The following is a 21,424-nucleotide window of genomic DNA, read 5'->3' on the forward strand; positions in this document are numbered from 1 at the left end:
CGGAAATCGGGGCTCGCTTGCGCTTCAATCCGCAATCCGAGATCCCCAATCCGAAATCGCATTTACTTCTTGTTCGAGAACAGGTCGGGGAGGGGCGTGCCGACTTGGTAGTCGGCGTCCATCGAGGGGCCGGCGGCGGGGTCGTCGAGCGTCCCGTCGTCCGACTTGGCGTCGTCGGGGTCGTACTCGCGGCCGGCGCGGGGGATCGCGTCGACGGCGAATCGGCTCGGCAAGGCGCCGTCGTTCTTGGCCTGCTGCAACGCCTGGACGACGTCCGGGTAGTCGCCGCCCACCTCAACGATCGCCCGGACGACTTCGTCGACCGCCGTGGTGACGGTCCGCTTGCGGTTCGGCTCCCCGGCACGGAAGCGGCTGATGGTCACCTCGTCGCCGGTGAGCCCGTTCACGAGGATGTCGGAGCCGGCCTCGAGGACCATCGGGAGCTGAAACTTCTGATCGGCGCCGAAGAGCACCAGCTCGGGCCGGCCGCTGCGGGTGGCGTGGACCATCGGCGGGCCGCCCGTGTCGAGCGTGTGGTAGCTGAACTGTCCGCCGAGCCTTTCGCCGCGGATCATCGGGTCGCTCGGGTTCATCGCCCACAGGGCGCGGAAGGCCCCGTAGCGGGTCTCGGCGCTTTGGCTCTCAAGCAGCGAGCGGAGACCTTCGTAGGCGACGACGTCGTCCATCGCGCTGAGGGCCGTGAGGGCGTGCGCGCGGAACGCCGGCTCGTCGCGAGCCGACGCGATCAAGAACGCGACCCCTTCGGTCTGGTCGAGGTACGCGAGCGCCTCGGCCGCGTAGAACCGCACCTCGGCGTCCTTCGACTCGAGACCGACGAGCAACTTGCCGATCGCCGACTCGTCGCCGATCGCTTCGAGCCGCAACGCCGCGTTGGAAGCGGTGAGCGGATCGAGGAGTTGCTTCTCGAGCAGCTGGATGCGTTGCTGGAGACCGGACGGGGTCTCGGAGACGGCGAGGCTGCGGACCACACGGATGAACCGACCGATGTTGTCCTTGTAGCGAGGGTGGACCTGGAGTTCGACGAATTCTTCGGTCTTGGCCTCCGACACGCCGACCTTATGGCCGGCTTCGTAGGTTTGGAAACGGGTGCTGATCGCCTTGGAGATGGAGGTCGACATCCGGATCGACTGATGGTTCTGCGCGAGGACCAAGCCGAGCGGCCGCGACTTGATCGCGACGCCGCCGCCGAGGATACGGCCGCGTGTCGCCGCCGCGGCGGCGTCCTCGCCGTCGGCGGACGGATCGACCAGGACCGCGCCCTCGCCTGTCGCGAGCACGTGGCCGGCGCGGATCTGCTGGCCAAGCACCGCCAGTTCGGTCATCCGCGACTCTAGCACCCAACCCCCGCGGAGGCTGGTCGTCTTGCTGCGGTTGGCGAGGTGAACCTCGATGTCGAAGGGATCGCCCTTCTGGATGCCGGCCGGCAGATAGCCGCGGAGGAGCACCAGAGCCGTGTCGGGCGATGAGAGCACTTCGTTGGGCTTTTCGACGCGTCGCCGCGCCATCTCGTCGAGCAGCGCCGCGCGCTGCGGGCTCTGGGGCGGGTCTTCTCCCGTCCCGTCGAGACCGGTCACCAGCGCGACGGCCTCGACCTTGACCGGCAGCAGGCCGTACGGGTGCGCGAAGTCGCCGACGAGGGGCGTGCCGCCCTCGTCCGTGAGTTCGTCGAGCGCCGCCTCGGGCGTCCGATCACGAAAGATGGAGGAAGCGCAACCCGTCATCACCACGAGCGTGGCGACCAGGAGTCGGTAGGGCATCCGGTTACAGCAAGGCCTCATACGAGCGCTCCGTCGCGCAGGCGGCATGCGCGATCCGTCCTTGGTTCGCGCGGCGGCGGAGGTTAGGAGCTTTCTCCCGGGGGGGCAAGACGGGTCGTACACCGGGGCGCCGCGAAAGGTCCGCGGTGGGTCACGGCGGGTCGAAACCGCCCCTCCCGCAGGGGTGGCACCGCCCGATCCGCAGCGCCGACTTCACCAAGCCCCGCAGAGGCCCGTACTTGCGGATCGCTAGCACGGCGTACTCGCTGCAGCTCGGCTGGTAGCGGCACGACTTCGGCAGCCAGGGGCTGAGCGCCAGCTGATAGACCCGCACCGCAGCCAGCAAAGCCAGCGATAGCAGGTCGCGGGCAGCGGCGTAGAGAAACAGCCCGACGCGGATCACGGCGCCGCCTCGCGCTGGGCCGCCTCGCGCTGGGCGGCTTCTCGCTGCGCCGCTTGCTTCGCCTGCTTCTTGGCAAGGCGACGGGCGAGGCCGCGCAGCGCCGCGTCGACCACCGCGAACGTGGGCTCCTCGCGGAGTCGCGGCAGGCAGACAAAATCGAGCGGCGGCAGCTCGTGCTGCGCGAGCCGGAACGCCTCGCGGAGGGTCCGCTTCCAGCGGTTGCGGCGTACGGCGTTGCCGACCTTGCGTGACACCGCCATCCCCAGCCGCGGGTGGCCGAGCCCGTTCGGGCGGGCGTGGATGACGAGGACCCCGTCGCCGGCGCTCAGCTTGGCGGCAAACGTGGCGTCGAATTCGGCACCCTTGAGCAGCCGGAGACGCTTCGGGAACAGGTGTCGAGGGAGGTCGGACAAAGCGGGCTTCGCGGGTCTCGGCGGGGCTGGGTCAGCGCGTCGCCGTCTCCGAGCCGGCGGCGTCGGCGACCTTGGTGTCGCTGTCGACGCGATAGTGTACTCCGCGAAGCATCGCTGGGGTCGGCTCCTGACGGTCGGCGGCGGAGCGGCGGAGCTGCAGCGGCTTGGTGAGCTCGTCCCCGCCGATGCGGCGGACCCAGCGCCCGCCGAGCATCGCGCCGGCGACCAACCCCAGTCCCAGCAGCACAAAAGCGAGCAACGCCATGAGCAAGACGGCGCGCGTCGGCGGATCGAGCATGGGCGTCGGCGCTGCCTGTAGGAACAGGGGCACGGCAACGGCAAGCGGCAGGAGGATAGGCATCGGTGGCGATTCCCTTCCCGGGGTCACCAGCGCAAGTCGCGCCGGGGGGACTGCTCGTAGCGGCCCGAAATGTCGCTCAGCGACTGCCGGTCGGCCTCGGTCAGGTCGGCGGGCAGCACGATCTGGAGTTCAGCATACAGGTCCCCGGGGTGGTCGCCGTAGGGGTCGACGCCGTGGCCCTTCACCCGCAGGCGTTTCCCACTGGAACAGCCGGGGGGAATCGTCAGCGTGATCGTCCCCTTGGGGGTCGGTAGATCGATCTTGCCGCCCTCGGCCGCCTCGGCGAGCGTGATTGGCGCCGTCACGTCGAGCCGCCTGCCGGTGCGGCGAAAGACGGGGTGGGCCGCCACGTGGACGGTCAGTAGGAGGTCGCCCGCTTCGGCGCCGGCGGGGGAAGGGTTTCCCTGGCCGCGGAGGCGAATCTTGCGGCCTTCCTCGACCCCGGCGGGGATTTTGACGGTGAGCGTCTCTTGCTTACCGCCGCTGCGAGAGAGGCCGATCGCCGCTTCGCCCCCCGTCACGGCGGTCGCGAAGGGGATCGTGATCTCGTGCTCAATGTCGGCGCCACGGACCGGCTGCTGCGTCGCCCCGCGGCGGCCCCGGCCGCCGCCGTTGCCGAATTGCTTGAAGAGGTCGGCGAACCCCCCTGCCCCGGGGCCACCGCCACCGAAGAGGTCGTTGAGATCGAATTCGACGTCACCACCCGGTCCGCCAGGGCCGCCGGGCCCACGCCGGCCGCCGGGAAAGCCCCGCCCGCCGGGATAACCTTGCCCCCCCGGGAAGCCCCCACCGGCGGCGTCAAAATCGGCGCCGAAACGGTCGAATTGCTCGCGTTTCTTCGCGTCGTTCAGGACCTCAAAAGCCCGCTGCACTTCCTGAAATTTCTTCTTCGCGGCGGGATCGTCGGGGTTCCGGTCGGGGTGGTACTTGCGGGCCAGTTCGCGATACGCCTTGCGGATCTCTTCCTCACTCGCCCCGCGAGCGACGCCGAGCACGTTGTAATAATCGTCTGCCATGAAGGGGTCGGCGCTGCCTGGGGTCGCTTTCATGTAATCGTATCGTCGAGCGGGCTGGGCCACAGGGGCTAGCCGTGTGCTAGGTTTCCGTATGCTCCGATTAGAGAAAAAATGCCGGCTTTTGCGGGTCGGCCTCGCCGCCGCCGTGGCCCTGCTCGGCGCCACGGCCGAGGCCCGCCGGCCCGATGGCGAGCTCGAGCTCACCGTCGTCGACGCCGCCGACGGCCAGCCGCTCGCCGCTAGGCTCCACCTGCGGGATAGCCGCAATCGGCCCGCCTCGCCCGATCGGACGCCCGAGCCGTGGGGCGTCGCCCCGCTCGGCGACCACGCCTATGTCGACGGCGCCGCGACCCTCGGCCTGCGACGGGGCGCCTACCGGTTCGACCTCGACGCCGGCCCGGAGTTCCGTACGCAGCACGGGCACTTCGAGATCGTCCGCCACGCGCAAGATTCTAAACGGGTCGCGATGCAGCGGTTCGCCAACCTTGCCGACGAGGGCTGGGCTGGCGCCGACCTCGCGACCTGCCGTCCGAAGGCGGACCTGCCGCTGCTGCAGCGGGCGGAACAGCTCGCCTACACGCCGACCGTGACTGCCGAGTGGCGTGACGGAGCTTGGGCGCCTCCGGAACTGGCCGAACGCCGTCGCCGCGACAAAGACCCCGCCGGCGCGACCGCCCTGTGGAACGACCCACGCGGCGTCGTCTGGCTCGTCGATCCCGACGGCACGCGGAACATTGATGAGTTGCCAACTCCCGCCGAATCCTCCGTCGCGTTCATGAAGGCGGCACGTGAAGGCGGCTGGCGCTCGGTGGCGTCGATCACGAGCCGCGAGCTGCCGCTGTGGATTGCCCACGAGCTTGTCGACGCCGTCGTCGTCATCGATGGCTGGGCCGAGTCGCCCGCCGGCGCCGAAGCGGTCCAGCGGGGCCGTCAGCCCGATCGGCTCCGCTTCCCCGGCAAGCAAGGCCCCGGCCGTTGGCGACGGGCCCTCTACGAGTCGCTCACTGAAGCGGGCGTCCGCTTGCCGCCGGTGGCGCTCAGTGGTTCGGGACTCACGACGGAGCCGATCGGCTCGTCGCGGGGCTACGCGTTCACCGAGAGTGACTTGACTGCCGACGCTTGGTGGGACGCCGCAGACGATCTGGCGATGGTCGTCACCAACGGCCCGTTGTTGCGGCCTTTCATTGATGGGGCGCCACCCGGTGAGACCTTCCTGCTCGGCGCCGACGGGACGCGGACGTTGTCGATCTCGCTCAGCCTCGCGACCCGCACGAAGATCGACTACCTCGAGATCGTCAAAGATGGCCGCGTCGCGCACAGCGTCCGCCTCGCCGACTTTGCCGCAGCCGGGGGCAAGCTCCCCGGCGTCGCGTTCGACGCCCCCGGCTGGCTCTCGGTCGCCGCGGTCGCCGAAACCCAGGACCACTACGAACTCGCCATGTCGGCGCCGTGGTTCGTCGAAGGGGCCGCTAGCGGCCGCGCCGACACCGAAGCCCGCGACCAATGGCTTGAGGCCCTGCGGGCAGCGAAAGTCGATTTCGGTGATACCGACCCGGCGGCTTACGCTGAGGCCGAGGTCTTCTGGTCGTCGCCTGCGCGATGACTGCGAAAACTAGGAAGAGAACGCGGATGGTCGCGGATTAAGCGGATTGTCGCGGATTGCTTCTAGCTTTTTTATCCGCGTCGATCCGTTCGATCCGCGACCATCCGCGCCCTATTCTTCTTTTTCGACGTTCTTCTTTTTCGAAAGCGTCACTTGCTTGAGGCGCCAACGGGGGACGGGTAGATTCGCGGGGACTCGCCCCGCCCTTCTGCCCCGAGCTCGCTAGCGTGTCGCTCTCCCCGTCGGAAAATTCGATCGTCAAGGACGTCAAGCCGCTCGAAGTCGGCGAGTCGCTCAAGGCGATCACCCGGCTTGAGGGACGGACGATCTCGCAGCTGACGTTCCTCGAAAAGTCGCTGTTGTTCGCCGAGCTGTCGCGCGCCAGCTACTTCCCGCGGACCATCGCCGGCAAGCTCGCCGAAGAGATCGGCCTCCCCGAAATCCGGTTTTACGACCGCGACGGCGCGCAGGCCTATATCTTCGGCGCCGACGAGGACGCCGTCGTCTGTTGTCGTGGCACCGAGCCCAACGAGTGGAACGACATCCGCGCCGACCTCGACGCGCTCACCGACGCCGCCGAGACGGTCGGCCGCGTCCACCGCGGTTTCAAGCGCGAGGTCGACGACCTCTGGCCTCGGCTTGAACAAGCGCTGGTGAGCAACGAGCGGGTCCTCTGGTTCGCCGGCCATTCGCTCGGCGGCGCCATGACCGCCATCTGCGCCGGCCGTTGTTACCTGTCGCACATCAAGAGCACGCCGGAGGCGGTCTACACGTTCGGCTCGCCACGCGTCGGCAACCGGGCGTATGTCAACCACGTCGAGCTCGCCTACTACCGGTGGGTCAACAACAACGACATCGTGCCGAGGGTGCCGCCCAACTGGCTCGGCTACCGCCACGGCGGCCACGAGGTCTACTTGAATCGCCGCGGCCGCATCTCGGGGGTCACCGGCCTGCTTCGGGCCCGCGACCACTGGTGGGGTTTCTGGCGGACGCTCCGCAAGTGGCGGATCGATCACTTCGCCGACCACCTGATGGGCGAGTACATCAAGGCGATCGAGAACGCCGTCATCCAAGAGCGCGAGGGCAATCGCCCGCCGGCGCTGGAGCGGCTGCTGAAGAAGATCGGCTGCCCGTCGGTGATGCAGCAGGCGCCGCCCGCGCCGCACATCCATGCCGAGAGCCGCGTGGGGACGTCGGTCTAGAAGGATAGGCCGGCTCTGCCTGACGCCCTACCCAACCGGACGTGGATTCGTGTCAGGCACAGCCTGACCTATCTCCACGAAGCAAGGCTTTGCGGCGATCAATCCCGAGTTGCTCGAAGCCAGCCAGCCAAGAGCAACCCTTCATGCTTACGACGATGCGAAGGGATCGACCAGCTTCACGCCGGCGTTCCGAAAGTCGCTCTGATTCCGCGTCGCCACCGTGAGGCCGTGCTGCTTGGCGACTGCCGCAACGAGGCTATCTTTGATCGGCATCGCCCTGCCATTGCGTTTCAGACGCGCTAGCAGTTGCGCCCAGACCTCGGCGCTGCCGGCGTCGAAGTCGAGGACAGGAAACCGCTCGACGCCCCCCGCCAGCCACTCGGCAAGGCGTGTCCGCTTCCGCCCGGCTGGCAGGAGGTAGACTCCGTAGCGTAGCTCTCCCAGCACGACGGAACTGATCACGAGTTCCGACTCGTAGCGCCGCAGCCAAGCAACCACTCCTGGATGCGGCTGTGGCTTGGTCAGTTCACTCAAGACGTTGGTGTCGATGAGGTACTTCAAAGCGTGTCGGTCGACTCCGAGGCAATCGGTTCAAACCATCCCTTCTCGGGGCAATCTAGCAACCAATCAACGATTCCCGTCGAGTCGCCGGTCGGCAACTTCTTGAGCAGATACTCACCCGACTCGATCCGCTCGATCGAAAACTCAGCGCCCGGCTCGATCTGGTCGAGCCGACGCAAATCAATCGGCAGGACAATCTGCCCTTTGGACGAAACGGTTGTTTTCATACGGGTAAGATAGCATCTTACCAGTCCTTTCGCAAGTTTTCCGCCCTCACCCCCCCGCCGGCTTCGCCCGGTAGCCGATCTCCACGAGCCGCGCCACGACCGCGTCGCGGTGGTCCCCCTGCAACACCAGCTCGCCGTCGCTGACGCCGCCGCCGGCGCCGAGGCTCGTGCGGAGCGTTTTGAGCAGGGTCTTCTGTTGGGCGGCGTCCGCCTCGAGGCCCGCGACGACCGTGTTCCATTTGCCGCGACGGCGTTCGCGGCGCACACGGAGCTGGAAATCGGACGGCGGCGGCGGGGCGGGCGTTGGCGGCGGGCAATCGCACGTCTTGACGTCGCGACCGCAGCGGTCGCACGTCACGGGTCGTTCCAGGGGCGTTCCGTCGAAGAGTCCAGCCATCACGGGATTTTATCCGCCGGCCATCGCTGGGCCGAGGCGCCTCGGCCTGCTGGGCGGGCCTTGCTGGGCGGGGGCGTGCGTTGCGGTTAGGTTGAAGACGACGCCGCTTGCCGTTCGTTCTCCTTCATTGACTTTGAGGTCGATTCCCATGCGTGCTGCCTTCTCGCTGCTGCTCCTGCTTGTCGGACTGGTTCCCGCCGTGTCGCGTGCACAGGAGTGGGCCGCCCAGCGTCTCGAAGAGACGCCCCGCCATCTCGAGTGGGTCGACGTCGAGCACGACGGCCGAACGGTCTCTTGCTTCGTCGCTTACCCCGAGCGTGCCGAGAAGGCGCCCGCGGTCCTGGTCATCCACGAGATTTTTGGCCTCACCGACTGGGTGCGTGGCGTCACCGACCAACTGGCGGAGAAGGGCTACATCGCGATCGCGCCCGACCTGCTGAGCGGCGCCGGTCCCAACGGGGGTGGCACCGACGACCTGGGGAGTGGCGACGCCGTCCGCCGCGCGATCGGCGGGCTGCCAAGCGACCAGATCGACGCCGACCTCGATGCGGCCATCAAGTACGTGACGGAGTTGCCGGCGTGCGACGGGACCGTGTCGGTGGCGGGGTTCTGCTGGGGCGGCACGCAGACGTTCCGCTACGCGACGCACAACCCCGACCTCAAGGCGGCGTGCGTCTTCTATGGCTCGGGTCCGACCGACCCGGCGGCGATCGCCCGCATCGCGTGCCCTGTCTACGGCTTCTATGGCGAGAACGACAACCGGGTGAACTCGACGATTGAAGCGTCGAAGCGGCTGATGGCCGCCGCGGGCAAGACCTACGAGCCGGTGATCTACGACGGCGCGGGGCACGGATTCATGCGGGCGGGCGAAGACCCCAGCGGATCGGCGGAGAACCAGCAAGCCCGCCAGGAGGCTTGGCGGCGTTGGCTCGACATTCTCGGCGGCAAATGAACGGTTTTGCAACGCTTCGCCGGCGGTTGAAGGGGGCCACCGTCGGCGGGGTGAAATCTCTATCGCTTATCGGCCGCGACGACAGCCCGCCCTACTCGTGCCCGCCCTACTCGGCTCGTTCGACGACGAACAGCGCCGCGTCACGCTCGGGCAGCGTCAGACGCACGCCGCCGTCAATCGCATCGACCCGCACGCGTTGCGGTTGGCCCGACGCGGTGAAGACCTCGCGGAGTCGGCCCCCCTCCGGCAGAGCGACCTCGGCCGACCAGGGGCCGTCGCCCCGGTTGATCGCTACGTAGACGGACTGTGCCGCGTCGCTGCGACGGAACACGAGGGCGGCGGCTTCGTCATCGACCGATTCAACGGCGAACGAACCACCCGCCAGCACCGGGAAGACCCGCCGTAAGGCGATCACCTTCTGGTAGAAGCGAAACAGATCGCGGTCGAACGCCACGGCGTCGGTAGGCCGCGGGCGGGCGAGCGGGTCGGCTGCTTCGGCGTCGTAGTCGAGGTCGGGCCACAGCATCGGCTTGCGGTCGTCGGGATCGTCGGCGCCCCACATGCCCGCCTCGTCACCGTAGTAAAACATCGGCGCGCCGACGCAAGTCGCCTGCAGCACCGCAACGACCCGCTGCAGCCGCCGCTCGTGGTACCGCGGCTTGCGGACCTCGTAACCGGCCCACGATCGCGGCGAGCAACGCTCGCCGGCCTCGTAGTCGAAGCGTTCCGGTTCCGAGTACGGAAGACGGAGCCGTGCATTGACCACCATCGACGCCACCCGCTCGGTGTCGTGCGAGTCGATCAGGTTCATTGCGGCGTGCCGTTGGGCGTCGCTGAAGGTGTTGGCCCGCTCGATCAGAAGCCGTGCGAACTCGCTGGCCGAAAGCACCCCATCGATCACAAATCCCTTCACCGGTTGGGCGAAGCCGCGGTAGTTCATGGTCGCCGAGAACCCCCCCTCCGTGACAAAGCCCGCTGCGTCACCCCAGTGCTCGCAAACCGTGTAGGCGTCGGGGTTGAGGCGACGGACCTCGGCGTTCCATTCTCGCCAAAAGTCCAGCGGGACATCCTCGGCCACGTCGAGACGCCAGCCATCGACCCCGTCCGACGGATCGCCATCGCCGTCGGGGTCCATCCAGCGGCGCGTGATGTTCATCACGTAGGCCTTGGGTCCTGCGGCGAGGTCCTTCCCCTCCGGATTGTCGGCGAAGAGCGGCAAGGTGGGCGTCCCCCACCACCCCTCGTAGCCGAACTCATCCGCCGGCGTCGTCGGGTCGTCGAACGATCGCACCACATACCAGTCGCGGTACGGCGAATCGGCGCCCCGCTTCTGCAGGTCGCGGAATGCGAAGCAGCCGCGCCCGGTGTGGTTGAAGACGCCGTCGATCACCACCCGGATACGGCGCCGATGGCATTCGGCGACTAAATCGAGAAACAGCTTGTCGGCCGCGGACCAACGCCACGTGGCGGGGTCCTCGCTCTCGCCGGCCAGCATCGCTTGATCCCCCGCCGGATCGGGGCCGAAGTGGGGGTCGATGTGGTGGAACGAGTCGCCGTCGTACTTATGGAGCGAGGCGGCCGCGAACAACGGATTGAAGTAAATCGCGTTGACGCCGAGTTCGGCAAGGTAGTCGAGCCGGTCGAGCACCCCCTGCAAGTCGCCGCCGTAGCGACGGTTGTAGACAGAGCGATAGAACTCGCCGCCTCCCCGCTGCTCCCACGGCGCCTGGGCGTACCAGTCCGAAGTCCAGCGTGTGACGGCCCATGTCGGGGGGACCCGAGCGGGGTGCTCGAGCGACTCCCGCGTCGGGTCGTTGGTCGGGTCGCCATTGGCGAACCGTTCGGGAAAGACCTGGTACCAGACCGCTTGGGACGCCCACGACGGGACGGAAGCGACCAACGGCTCCTTCGCTACGGAGACGCTCGCGGCAAAACACGCCGCGAAAGTGACAAGGGTGTGGCGCCCTGAACCGCTCATCGCCGACTCCAACAAGAAAATCCGCAGAAACTTCGAGTAATCGCTTGAACACCAGTGAACGAGAGAATAGGTATACGCCTGTGCAAACCATCACAACGATTTGCCTACAGAATCATAGACGCCGCCCTCCCTTTGACCGACCGGGCTTCCGATGCTCGCGCAACTCCGCACCTACAGCCTGCTAGGGATTGACGCCTTACCGGTCGAGGCAGAGGTGGACGTTTCACCTGGAGCGATGCCGAAAACCATTCTAGTCGGACTCCCCGAGGCCGCGGTCCGCGAAGCGACCCACCGCAGCGAGCGAGCCATCGTCAACAGCGGGTTTATCCGACCCCAAGACCGGATCGTTATCAACCTCGCCCCAGCGGAGCTCCCCAAGCAGGCGGCCTCGTTCGACCTGCCCATCGCCCTTGGCGTACTGGCCGGTTCGGGGCAACTCGGGGCCGGACCCGGCCGCCGCGGTCAAGCGACGCTCGACGCGGCAAGCGATCGCTTTCGCCGCTTTGCCGTGGTCGGTGAGCTGGCGCTCGACGGGACGACGCGGCCGGTGAAGGGCGCCTTGTCGATGGCGATGGCCGCCGCCGCTCAGCCGGGCGTCGAGGGACTCGTCTTGCCACGCGAAAACGCCCGTGAAGCGGCCGTGGTGGAAGGGATCGACGTGATCCCCGTCGATAGCCTCGCCCAAGCGGTTGGCTTCTTCGCCGGGCAGATCGATATCGACCCGCAGCCGTGCGTCGTTGCCGACCTGGTGGCCGACGCCCAGCGCTACGACATCGACTTCGCCGATGTCCGTGGCCAGGAGATGGCGAAGCGAGCCCTGACGATCGCCGCCGCGGGAGGCCACAATTTGCTAATGGTCGGGCCGCCCGGGAGCGGCAAGACGATGCTCGCCAAGCGGGCCCCGACGATCCTGCCGCGTCTGTCGTCCGAAGAATCGGTCGAAACGACCCGCGTCTACAGCGCCATGGGCCGACTCGGCGCCGGGCAGAGCCTGCTGGCGCATCGGCCGTTCCGCTCGCCGCACCACACGATTAGCAACGCGGGACTCGTAGGCGGCGGTTCGACGCCCTCGCCGGGGGAAATCAGCCTCGCGCACCACGGCGTCCTCTTCCTCGACGAGTTGCCCGAGTTCAACCGCCAGACGCTCGAGGTGCTCCGCCAGCCGCTGGAGGACGGCGAGGTCACGATCAGCCGAGCGCTAGCGACCACGACGTTCCCGGCCGACTTCATGCTGATCGCGTCGCTCAACCCCTGCCCGTGCGGGTTCCGCAACGACCCACGCCGCGAATGCAAATGCGGCGTCATCCAAGTGGAGCGCTACATGTCGAAAATCAGCGGCCCGTTGCTCGACCGGATCGACTTACAGATCGAAGTTCCAGCCGTGGCCTACGACGAGCTGAGGTCGGCCCGATCCGGCACCGACAGCAGCGCCATGCGAGAACGGGTCGCCGCCGCTCGCGATCGGCAAGCGGGACGTTTCGAGCGGGGCCAACGACAGCGGCTTAACGCTCAGCTCGCGAGCCGTGACGTGCGGCGATTCTGCGAACTCGACGAAGCGTGCGGGCAGCTCCTACGGACCAGCGTCGAGCAGTTGGGGCTCTCGGCGCGCGCCCACGACAAGGTCTTGCGGGTCGCCCGGACGATCGCCGACATGGCCGACGCGTCGACGATCCGGCCGGAGCACATCAGCGAAGCAATCAATTACCGCTTGCTCGACCGCAAGCTTTGGGGCTGAGCGGTCCTATCCGGCCGCCGATTCGGAGTGCGGGCGCTCGAAGAACAAGCTCGCGAAAAGGATCGCGACGACGACGACAATCCCCACCGGGGTCAGCCAGAAGAGCTGCCAGTCATAAGGCGCCGGCGTCACGCCCGGCGGCGTCAGGAACTCCTTTTGGGCCCAGCCGGTGAGGCCCGCCCCCAGCAGATGCCCGACCCCGCCCATCGCCATCGAATGCAGCCCCTGTGCGGCGCCGCGATTGGACGGATGCACCAAACGGTCGACATACATCTGGCCCGCCAGGTAAACGAATACGTAGGAGGGCCCATGCAACATGATCGCCAGCAGGACCGGCAGCGAAGCGATCGTCTCCGGTCCGCCGTACGAGCCCGCTACCAGCAGCAGGTACCGCAACGCCCAGCCGAGTAGACCGATGAGGAAGAGCGTTTTCAGCCGCATCCGACGATGCAACAGAGGAATCGACAGGAGGCAAAGGACCTCGGTGATTTGCCCGAGCGTCATGGTGGCGGCGGCGCCGACATAGCCACGCTGATTGAGGAAGACGTTGGAGAAGTCGTAGAACTTTGACGGAATCGCCGCCAAGAGTGACACCAAGAGGAACAGCACGAACGCCCGATTGCGGTGGAGTCCCCCTTTCGCCTCGGCGGACGCAGCGTCGCGAATCACCGCCGGCGTCTTCGGCAAAGTAAGGCAATAAAACGCCATCACGACATGGGACCCTGCCGCCAGAGCCAGCGGCGCGCGGGTCCCCTCGATCGACTCCCCTGTCCACCAGCGACAAATCACCCCGACAAATACGCCTGCCGCCACCCAGCCGACCGTGCCGTACAACCGCACAATGGGAAACTCCCTACCGCTGTCGGCTAGCTGTCGCAGGGCGATGGTGTTGGTCAGCGTGACCGACGGGCTGTAGACCTGAAAGTAGGCGATCATCCCGACGAAGAACATCGTCTGCGACGACGACAGAAGCATTGCCGCCAAAGACCCCGCTGCGGCGCCGTGCAACAGGAACAGCATCAGTTCCGAACGCGCATAGCGGTCCGTTAGCCAACCAACCAGCACCGGCGCCGCGAGACTTCCGAGAGCCGACGCGGCCGCGCTGTAGCCGATGAACCCAGGCGTGAACATGCCGCCTTCGCCCGTGTTCGCCCCGATGAACGTGACGACCGTGATCAGCCACATCCCAAGTGGCCAGTACTGAAGAAGCATCATCGCCGACAAACGGGCGATGAGGGCTGGCGATGATCGACTCGCAGACGGGTCGGTCATCGGCGGGCGGCGCGGGGAACGGGGACCCAGCGGGACCGCCAGGGGCAGGAAAGCGACGTCAAGCAAGGCAGCGCCACCGCCGACGCCAGCGATTCCGGCACTTTGCCGTTATCCCATGCAATTCGCAAGGGGCCGCATCTTTCCGTTTGCACGGTGCGCGGCAGAGCGATCACCGAGATGGCGACCGATCTAGTGCGGCCGCGCAAATTCTTTCCGGCAAAGCCAACCAGCGTCAGCACTGCTGACCAGCGGTAAGGCCCGCAAGCGCCTGATAGCCGAGACGCTGCAAGAAGTGGAGGATAGCGGGTTCGAACCGCTGACCTTCTGGCTGCCAGCCAGACGCTCTCCCAACTGAGCTAATCCCCCGTTCGCGAGGCCTGCGGCCGCCAACGAGCGGTCGCGGACTCTTTCTCTCCGGTCGGCCCGATTTGCGGTTGGGCCCCCGGCTGAGCACTATAAATTGACGGCAGGCCGCCCGCCTGTCAACACCGCCCTTCCCCCCTTCCGTCGACAATCCCCGTCGACGACCTCCCCCCTGCTCTGCATGACGCGAACTGCTGTGTACGGAGGTTTGCGTGTGGCGTGCGGCCTCGCGCTGGTTGGCTGGCTGCTGTGGCACGCCGCCGCTCACGAAGCTTTCCAGCAGCTCTGGGCGGACCCGCCTCGCGTTTCGCGGCTCGCGGTGGCTTGGGTGACCGTCCTTTTGGGGCTTGCGCTGGCCTTCCTTCGCTGGCGGTTCGTCGCGGCCGCGGTGGGGATCCGGATGTCGCTCGCCGAGACGATGCGTCTAGGGGCGATCGGGTTCGCCTGCAATTTCGTCGCGTTGGGCAGCGTCGGCGGCGATGTCGTGAAAGCGGCCCTTCTCGCCAAAAACCGGCGCGGCCAGCGCGGCGCCGCCATCACGACGGTCCTTGTCGATCGCGCCTTGGGACTCGTTGGTTTCCTGAGCTACGCAGGCGCCGCCGTCCTATGGACCGGCAGCGCGACCGCCGCGGAATCGACGCCGCTCCGACTTTTGTCGCAGTCGATTTTGGTCGCCGCTGTGGTTGCGATCGCAGGATTCACCGCTTTTTTTGCGCCGGGGCGACCGGTGGAGCGGCTCGCGGCGATCTTCAATCGGGCCCCGTTAGTGGGTCCGCTGAGCCAGCGCGTCGGCGAGCTTGCCGCCCTCTACCGCGACGGTTGGCGGGGCCTTCTGCAAGCGATGGGCGTCGGGCTGCTCATGAACGGCGTCTTCATCCTGTCGTTTTATGCAGCCGCGACATCGCTGCCGGTTGCGACGCCCTCGTTGGCCGAGCACTTTTTCGTCGTCCCGTTGGCGCTGATTTCGGGGACGCTGCCGATCTCTCCCAATGGACTCGGGACGATCGAGGCGACCACCGAATTCCTTTACCGGGCGGTTCAGCCGTCGACGACCGTGGGCGCCGGAACCCTCGCCGCCCTCGCGCACCGGCTGGTGATGCTCGTGGCGGGGGTGGCGGCGGCTGGCTACTACTACGCCGCCGGCGGGCGTCGCAGCGAGATTGAAGACGCCACGACGGCAAGCAGCAGTCCGAGCGAGGAAGGCTCGGGGACGGCCGACGACGGCGAGGCGGCCGCGTCCCGCCAGATCGTGTAGTCGGCCGCATCAACCACGCCGTCGGCGTTGCCGTCCGCGGGCGAGCCGGCGCCCTCTCCGTAGGCGTCGGCCCACGCCGAGTAGTCCGCCGCATTCACGAGGCCGTCGCCGTCGTAGTCGCCGGGTGGCGTGGTTTCGATCCGATAGACGTCCCCACCGATCGTGAGGACGTAGAGGTTCCCCGAGAGGTCCTCGGCAAACGAGACGGGGTTGTTGGCGACTCCGCGAGAGAACAAATCCCCCGTGATGTTGGTCACCGGATTCGCCAAGTTGTCGGGGTCGTACTTCCAGTAGCGACTCGAAGCGTAGTCCGCAAAGAAATAGTCGCCGGCTAGCGATGCGTCGGGGCCGCGATAGGCGAAGCCACCGGTAACCGAGTTGCCGCGGAACTCGCCCGACCCGTGCAGGTACTCGTAGACCGGGTCGATCGCCCCGGCTGGCTTCGCGCCGCCGACGCCGCCGCTCGGGGTGGCGATGAACCCTTCGCGCAGGCGCCAACCGTAGTTCTCTCCGCCGGGGCTATTACCCGGCTGGAAATTGATCTCTTCGCGGGTGTTCTGGCCGACATCGGCGATCCAGAGGTCACCCGTTTCGCGATCGAAGCTGTTTCGGAACGCGTTGCGGAGGCCGTAGGCCCAAATCTCGTCATCCCCGGTGGCGCCAACGAAAGGGTTGTCGGCGGGGATGGCGTAGTTGCGATTCGGGTCGGTTGGGAAGTCATCACCATCAACATCGAGGCGCAGGATCTTGCCGAGCAGGTTGTTGGTGATGTCCAGCGCGTTGCCGGTTCCCGCGGTGTGGCCGGTGTCGTTATCGTCGCCGCCGCCGCCGTCGCCAAAGGAGATGTAGAGATGGCCGTCGTTGGGGCTGAAGCCGATCCAGCCGCCATTGTGATTGCTTTGGGGCTGAGCGACGGAGAGGACCGAGGAGAGACTCTCGGGCAGCCCCTGGCTGGGGTTCGCGGGATCACGTGCGAAGCGAACGATCTGCGACGTCAGCGCCGAGCCCCCCGTGCCCGACGAGGTGTAGTAGGCGTAGCCATACCCGTTGGTCGCATAATCGGGGTCGAGCGCGAGTCCGATCAGTCCCCCTTCGCCAGAGGTGTTCACACGGGGAATCGCTAGGTAGGGCGTCACGGCGCCCGTCGAGAGACTAATCGCGTTGATCTGTCCGCTCCGCCCCGCCACCAGCAGCCGGTCGGGATCGGTCGGGTCGGGAACCGCCGTCGTCGAAACGCCGGCGTTGCCAACGTAGGTCGTCCCCGTGACAACGGCCGACGCCGGGGTTGTCGCCAGGACTACAAAGAGAGGGATTACTAACCAGCCGACCGCGTCTGAGCGCGTTTTGTTCGTAGCCATCGGTCTCGCCTCGTGTTCCGAAGAGGGCGTGGGCCGCGTGATTGCCGCAATCGACACCATCGCTCACCCAAGGCAAACTAAGGGGCCCGCGCGTCGCCTGTCAAATCTTTCGCCGCCCCTCATCGCCATGTCGCGTGACTCCCAGCAGTTCGCCCGCGCCGCTCTGCCGGTTCTGAAGCTCGTTCGGCAGAAGTTGGGCGTCGGGGGACTGATCGGGCTGGTGGTGGCCGCTCTGCTCTATCTGGCGGTGATCCAGCCGCTCGTAGCGAGTCGCTTCGGCGTGACGCTGCCGACACTGGTCGATCTCGAACCACCGGTCGAATCACCGACACCCCCGCCGGGCAATGCCGAGCCGGGCGCCACCCCAGGGCAAGGGTCACCTGGGCAGGGGTCACCTGGGCAGGGGTCAGCCGGGCAGGGTTCCCCGGCTTTGACCGAGATCGGCCGCGACACCTATCGTTCGGCGGCGGGTCTGCGCTACACACGCGGCAGCCGACACGGCACCCGACTTGAGCATCTGATGTCGCACGCCCATGACGACCCCGACCGTGTCGGGCAGCACGGCGTGTTCGATTCGGACGATCAAGCGACCGTCGTCCGGTTGGTCGATGAGGCTTACCAGCAGGCCCTGGCTGGCGTGAACACCCACACCGAACGGGAAGGCGAGCAAACGGTTTACGACATCAACATGGGCCGCCGGATCGGATACGTCGGGGGCCAGTCGGGCAATCGCCGTGGAAAGCCGGCGGCCATGCACCTGCGGCTGGTGGTTCAAGGGGACCGCCTGATCACCGCGTTCCCCTTCCGACCCTAGGGACGAGCCATGTTGACGATCGGTACGTGCCGCCTTTGTGGGGCGGGGCCTTTGGGACTGCGTCGGTGTGGCGTCTGCCGCCGCGTCGTCGTGCTCTGCGACGAATGCGACGCGGCGTGGCCCACCGCGGACACCGGCGTTCGACCCACCTATTCGATCGAAGGCGACATGCCATGCCCCGGCTGCCGCGCGTCGCTCGTCAGCGACGGGTCAGGCTGGGCGACTCGGGACGAGGCTCTCGAAGCGTCGTGGGACATCCCCATGGATGGCTTACGAGAGGTCCCCGCCAATGATCCGGCACCCCCCTTACGCGGGAATTAGCCCCTCTCTTGGCGGGCTCTACGGAATCCCGATAAACGCTAAACCGAGCCAATTCCCGGCAAAGACGTCCTTGTCGAGGAGTTAGTGGAATCGCTACGATCCGACTCTTCTAGTGCTTTTCCTCTATTTCTGACCGAGCTCTCTACGAGCCGTGTCGTGACCGGTCTTTATTCCGGCCATCAAGAAAGGATTCGAATGACATCGCTCCTCGCACTTACACGCACCTCCTTCGTGGCAGTTAGCGTCGCGACCTTTTTGACGCTCTGGTTGGCGAGCGTCGCCCCGGCCGCAAAGTTTGTCCCCGTCATGGTGGACGACGCCGGCCTGCCGATTGGCGAGGGCGCCGCCGTCAGTATCGACTATGCGTCGGTCTACGCGCCGGGAGACAGCGCCGACGGGCAGAGCGAGTTGGTTCCCCCCGGTGATTACCGCGTCGCGATCGACTCGGCGAGCGCGACGATGCACGTCGACCTGAGCGCCTCGCGACTCAGCCTCGAGACCTTCGCCGCGGCGCTCGACGTCAATACGGACGATTTTTATTACACCGAATCGAGCCCCGATATCCGCAAGGCCTGGTTCTACGTCGCGCCGACCGGTTCCGACTTTCTCGGTAAGCCGGTCGTCGTCAATCTTGGGCTCGCTTGGAAGGCGACCCAAACCACCGGCGCCAGACCGACCGCGACGCTGAGCACACTCGCGGGGGTAACGCTCAACACGTTGACAAGCCGCGCCGACTTCGAAACGGCGACCCTCTTGGTGGGTGGGTACTATCGGCTCGACTTGACGCACCAGAACGAGGTTAGGGGATCGGCCCTTCTCAGCGCCGCCGACTTTGAGGTCAGCTTCCAACCGCTCACGTCACTCACAGCCCCCACGCCGATTCTTCCCGGTGACTACAACGGCGATGGCAAGGTGAACGCCGCCGACTACACCATGTTGCGAGACCGGTTCGGAAAGCCCTACGACTTCGCCCTCGATGGCGATGGCGATGGTTCGATTGGCCAGGGGGACTACAACGTATGGAGCACGTGGTACGACTCGTCGATGGCGGCGTCGTTCGCGGTTCCCGAGCCGTCGGCGGCCTCAACACTCGTCCTGTTTGCCGTCGCTGGTGCGATTCGACGGTCGCGTCGCTTGTAAGGTGACCGAAGCCGTTGGATCCCGTAACCGTTGGATCAAGTCACGAGTTCACCCGCGCGCAACTTCTGGAGATGCGGTTCGTCGAGGACCTTGAACGGGCTGACAAGCGGTCGCCAAGCCTCACCCCGCTGTTCGATCCGTGCGTCGTCGATGACGCCGAGGCGTCGCGACGCGAGAGCGAGGTAATCGACTCTCTCGGGGACGAGGCCCATGACACGAGCGATGGTGGCGTCGAGCGCCGGAAGGCTCGCCCCGATGGCGACGAGCCCCATGCGCTTAAGGCTGCCGAGGATCGGGCCGTCTCCCTCCATGCCGTCGATCCCGTCAAGGATGCCGATGGTGCGAGGGAGCGTTGCACTGATGTCGGCCACCGTCTGGGAAATGCCGTTATGGTGGAGCACGTTCTTAGGCCACCCGTACTTGATGCCGGGGATGACGCCATAGAGGTTCTTCATCGACGCGGTAACGCCGACCCAATGGTGCGTCTTCATCTTCGGCATCGAAACAACGAGGTCGGCCGAGACAACGCTCTCGGGAAGCCACAATCCGGGTAGCTTGCTAAAGCGGCCGCGGTTGCGGCGCCAGGCGACCCGCTCATAGTTGAGGTCCGCGAACGACAAGCCGACGTCCGAAAGAGCCTCGCCGACGCCCGAATCAATGAGCGCCGCCTCGGTGTCGCGGACATGGCCAGGGCCCTCGCCGACCGTGACCTCCGCGCCCCACATGCGGAAGACTTCCGCCGCGGCGACGATCATTGCCGGATGGGTTGTCATGTGCGGGATGGCCCGCGTCGGCTCGACAAGGTTCGGCTTGAGCAGCACCCGCTTGCCCGCCAGGTTCTGGCCGTTGATCCCAACGGCCGTGAGGCCGTCACGGATCGTCTCGACGAGCGGGCCGTCGTAGCGCTGCCCGCGGGCGAGGAAGACGGGCGTTTTTGATCGAGGCCAAGCAGCGGTCACCAAGCCGGCCGCCGCCAGCCCTCCGGCGGCAAGCGCGGTGCGTCTTGTCATTGAGAACTTATCGAGAGGGCTGTTCATCGGTGGCTCACGATCGGTTCGATCGGCTGGTAGGCGATCTCTTGGGCGGCGAGAGTCAACAGCGCAAGCTTGTGATGACTCTCGGCTGCAGCTTCTGCTTTGGAGAGCGCCGACGCGACTCGCAACGCCACCTCCTCGCCAGCGGCGCGATGGCCGGCCAGCCCTCGCGCCGCCCAAGCCAAGGACGCCAAGCCGGTTGGCTTTTGGACCGCCCCCTGGAGGTAGGTGAGCGTCTTGGCGAGCCGCTCATCGGTGACTCGTTCGCCCGCCAATGCCCAGGCGGCAACGCCACTCGATTGCGTATGGGGCAGCAACTCTTGCCCGAGGACCACGGTGTTTCCGTAGTTGGCGCCCCCGCTGGGGAGGAGCCGGTCGATGAGGATGCGTTCCGCGTCGTCACGACGGGCTTGCGATTCGGGCCCGCTCTCACGGAGCGCAGCGAAGAAAAACGCGGTTGGCTCGAGCCACGTGTGGGTCGCCGGCGCCCACGACCACCCCACCAGGGATGAGTCATGCCCCAGCCTCGGGTTGTGCCGGGTTGTGCGGGCCCGTTGTGCGAGCGCCCACGCCACGCCGCTCGCGTAGCACGTGGCGTAGCGGGTTGGGTCAACGCCACGCCACGCAAGCATCGCCAACGCCGTCGGCCAACCGGGGCCAGCTTGCGACGCGGTGACGCCTACCGAGCCATCGCCGCCTTGCCGCTCGGCGAGCCAGTCGGCGGCGGCCGCCGCCGAATCGCTACAACCGGCCCGAGCCAACGCCAGCGCGCCCCAAGCGGTCGGCTCGCTCGCCGCTTCGCCACCGGCGTGATAGGCGCCGATCGGCGCCGCGGCGAGGCGGTTGATCGCCCGGGCAATCGCCTCGGTCAACGGTGGATCGGCAACAGCGGTTCGCACGGTAAGGGTTCGTCGCCAAGCGGGAGAGAGTGGGGGTGCTCTAATCTCCCCTCTGTTTTCAGCGAAAGCGTAACGGAATGCCTACGTAGGGCAGAACAAACCCAAGCCGGCGCCGACCCGGTGGCGTGAAGGGTTTGGGCCGTTCGCAAAAAAATGTCTCAAGTTCATTTGACCCGACCGGAATCTGACATAGGTTTCCAGTGACGCCAGGGAACGCCGCTCCTACGAAGCGTTCCTGGCCCTCCTCCCAACGACTCATCCCACCTACTTCCCCCCCAGTGCTTTTGCCCGCCGCGGCGCCGCTTTGGCCTCGCTCCGGGAGTAACAGCAAGAGCCCGCCGC

General features: G+C 66.8%; 19 protein-coding genes, 1 tRNA gene and 1 pseudogene. 7 read left to right on the forward strand and 14 right to left on the reverse strand.

Annotated features, from left to right (window positions below; translation table 11 throughout):
* Positions 1 to 62: 62 nt before the first annotated feature.
* From Pla108_RS14845 to Pla108_RS14865, 5 genes are all read right to left on the reverse strand, one after another.
* Entirely contained in the window at positions 63 to 1,778 is a 1,716-nt protein-coding gene (locus Pla108_RS14845) for a flagellar basal body P-ring protein FlgI (protein ID WP_197526588.1), read from the reverse strand.
* 151 nt (positions 1,779 to 1,929) lie between these two features.
* Complete coding sequence (yidD, locus tag Pla108_RS14850; RefSeq protein ID WP_231934524.1) at positions 1,930 to 2,181, reverse strand: membrane protein insertion efficiency factor YidD; 252 nt, start codon at positions 2,179 to 2,181, stop codon at positions 1,930 to 1,932.
* Positions 2,178 to 2,594 carry a ribonuclease P protein component gene (gene rnpA / locus Pla108_RS14855; RefSeq protein ID WP_197526589.1) on the reverse strand — a complete coding sequence of 139 codons (417 nt, stop codon included), beginning with the start codon at positions 2,592 to 2,594 and terminating at the stop codon, positions 2,178 to 2,180. Before rnpA ends, yidD begins: the two co-directional genes overlap by 4 nt.
* Positions 2,595 to 2,625: 31 nt before the next feature.
* A complete protein-coding gene (locus Pla108_RS14860; protein ID WP_146445752.1) occupies positions 2,626 to 2,955 on the reverse strand; it encodes a hypothetical protein in 330 nt (109 codons plus the stop codon).
* Between the two features lie 23 nt (positions 2,956 to 2,978).
* Positions 2,979 to 4,004: a DnaJ C-terminal domain-containing protein gene (locus tag Pla108_RS14865; RefSeq protein WP_197526590.1), complete on the reverse strand. Its 1,026-nt coding sequence runs from the start codon at positions 4,002 to 4,004 to the stop codon at positions 2,979 to 2,981.
* Positions 4,005 to 4,062: 58 nt separating this feature from the next.
* Between Pla108_RS14865 and Pla108_RS14870 the strand changes: the two genes are divergently transcribed.
* Both Pla108_RS14870 and Pla108_RS14875 read left to right on the forward strand, forming a co-directional pair.
* Positions 4,063 to 5,574 carry a hypothetical protein gene (locus Pla108_RS14870; RefSeq protein ID WP_146445753.1) on the forward strand — a complete coding sequence of 504 codons (1,512 nt, stop codon included), beginning with the start codon at positions 4,063 to 4,065 and terminating at the stop codon, positions 5,572 to 5,574.
* Between the two features lie 227 nt (positions 5,575 to 5,801).
* Complete coding sequence (locus tag Pla108_RS14875) at positions 5,802 to 6,776, forward strand: lipase family protein (RefSeq protein ID WP_146445754.1); 975 nt, start codon at positions 5,802 to 5,804, stop codon at positions 6,774 to 6,776.
* A 147-nt stretch (positions 6,777 to 6,923) separates the two neighbouring features.
* Here Pla108_RS14875 and Pla108_RS14880 read toward each other — a convergent pair whose 3' ends face one another.
* The 3 genes from Pla108_RS14880 to Pla108_RS14890 are packed head-to-tail and all read right to left on the reverse strand — an operon-like array spanning position 6,924 to position 7,961.
* Positions 6,924 to 7,337 (reverse strand): type II toxin-antitoxin system VapC family toxin, encoded by a 414-nt coding sequence (locus Pla108_RS14880; protein ID WP_146445755.1) that lies wholly within the window; start codon positions 7,335 to 7,337, stop codon positions 6,924 to 6,926.
* The gene (locus Pla108_RS14885; RefSeq protein WP_146445756.1) at positions 7,334 to 7,564 is read right to left on the reverse strand and encodes an AbrB/MazE/SpoVT family DNA-binding domain-containing protein; all 231 of its coding nucleotides are present in this window, start codon (positions 7,562 to 7,564) and stop codon (positions 7,334 to 7,336) included. The genes Pla108_RS14880 and Pla108_RS14885 overlap by 4 nt, the downstream gene beginning before the upstream one ends.
* Positions 7,565 to 7,610: 46 nt before the next feature.
* Positions 7,611 to 7,961, reverse strand: a complete 351-nt coding sequence (locus tag Pla108_RS14890) for a translation initiation factor (protein WP_146445757.1) — start codon at positions 7,959 to 7,961, stop codon at positions 7,611 to 7,613.
* A 148-nt stretch (positions 7,962 to 8,109) separates the two neighbouring features.
* Between Pla108_RS14890 and Pla108_RS14895 the strand changes: the two genes are divergently transcribed.
* Positions 8,110 to 8,913, forward strand: coding sequence for a dienelactone hydrolase family protein (locus Pla108_RS14895; protein ID WP_146445758.1), 804 nt, complete (start codon positions 8,110 to 8,112; stop codon positions 8,911 to 8,913).
* 106 nt (positions 8,914 to 9,019) lie between these two features.
* Here Pla108_RS14895 and Pla108_RS14900 read toward each other — a convergent pair whose 3' ends face one another.
* Positions 9,020 to 10,813 carry a glycoside hydrolase family 13 protein gene (locus Pla108_RS14900; RefSeq protein ID WP_197526591.1) on the reverse strand — a complete coding sequence of 598 codons (1,794 nt, stop codon included), beginning with the start codon at positions 10,811 to 10,813 and terminating at the stop codon, positions 9,020 to 9,022.
* Between the two features lie 229 nt (positions 10,814 to 11,042).
* Here Pla108_RS14900 and Pla108_RS14905 point away from each other — a divergent pair, with 229 nt between their 5' ends.
* Complete coding sequence (locus Pla108_RS14905; protein WP_146445760.1) at positions 11,043 to 12,626, forward strand: YifB family Mg chelatase-like AAA ATPase; 1,584 nt, start codon at positions 11,043 to 11,045, stop codon at positions 12,624 to 12,626.
* 6 nt (positions 12,627 to 12,632) lie between these two features.
* Here Pla108_RS14905 and Pla108_RS14910 read toward each other — a convergent pair whose 3' ends face one another.
* Both Pla108_RS14910 and Pla108_RS14915 read right to left on the reverse strand, forming a co-directional pair.
* The gene (locus tag Pla108_RS14910; RefSeq protein ID WP_146445761.1) at positions 12,633 to 13,898 is read right to left on the reverse strand and encodes an MFS transporter; all 1,266 of its coding nucleotides are present in this window, start codon (positions 13,896 to 13,898) and stop codon (positions 12,633 to 12,635) included.
* 293 nt (positions 13,899 to 14,191) lie between these two features.
* Positions 14,192 to 14,264, reverse strand: a tRNA-Ala gene (locus Pla108_RS14915).
* 178 nt (positions 14,265 to 14,442) lie between these two features.
* Here Pla108_RS14915 and Pla108_RS21355 point away from each other — a divergent pair.
* Positions 14,443 to 15,357 (forward strand): annotated as a pseudogene (locus tag Pla108_RS21355) (lysylphosphatidylglycerol synthase transmembrane domain-containing protein); the annotation flags it as partial.
* Positions 15,358 to 15,392: 35 nt separating this feature from the next.
* Here the strand turns inward: Pla108_RS21355 and Pla108_RS14925 are convergent.
* Entirely contained in the window at positions 15,393 to 16,874 is a 1,482-nt protein-coding gene (locus Pla108_RS14925; RefSeq protein WP_197526593.1) for a PQQ-dependent sugar dehydrogenase, read from the reverse strand.
* Between the two features lie 127 nt (positions 16,875 to 17,001).
* Here Pla108_RS14925 and Pla108_RS14930 point away from each other — a divergent pair, with 127 nt between their 5' ends.
* On the forward strand, positions 17,002 to 17,688 hold the full coding sequence (locus tag Pla108_RS14930; protein WP_146445763.1) for a hypothetical protein: 687 nt from the start codon (positions 17,002 to 17,004) through the stop codon (positions 17,686 to 17,688).
* Positions 17,689 to 18,204: 516 nt separating this feature from the next.
* Positions 18,205 to 19,149 (forward strand): hypothetical protein, encoded by a 945-nt coding sequence (locus tag Pla108_RS14940; RefSeq protein ID WP_146445765.1) that lies wholly within the window; start codon positions 18,205 to 18,207, stop codon positions 19,147 to 19,149.
* A 35-nt stretch (positions 19,150 to 19,184) separates the two neighbouring features.
* Here the strand turns inward: Pla108_RS14940 and Pla108_RS14945 are convergent, their stop codons facing one another.
* Positions 19,185 to 20,186: a DUF362 domain-containing protein gene (locus tag Pla108_RS14945; RefSeq protein ID WP_146445766.1), complete on the reverse strand. Its 1,002-nt coding sequence runs from the start codon at positions 20,184 to 20,186 to the stop codon at positions 19,185 to 19,187.
* Positions 20,183 to 21,082, reverse strand: coding sequence for a hypothetical protein (locus tag Pla108_RS14950; RefSeq protein WP_146445767.1), 900 nt, complete (start codon positions 21,080 to 21,082; stop codon positions 20,183 to 20,185). Before Pla108_RS14950 ends, Pla108_RS14945 begins: the two co-directional genes overlap by 4 nt.
* Positions 21,083 to 21,424: the final 342 nt, after the last annotated feature.

Source organism: Botrimarina colliarenosi, assembly GCF_007859955.1.
Classification (GTDB): domain Bacteria; phylum Planctomycetota; class Planctomycetia; order Pirellulales; family Lacipirellulaceae; genus Botrimarina; species Botrimarina colliarenosi.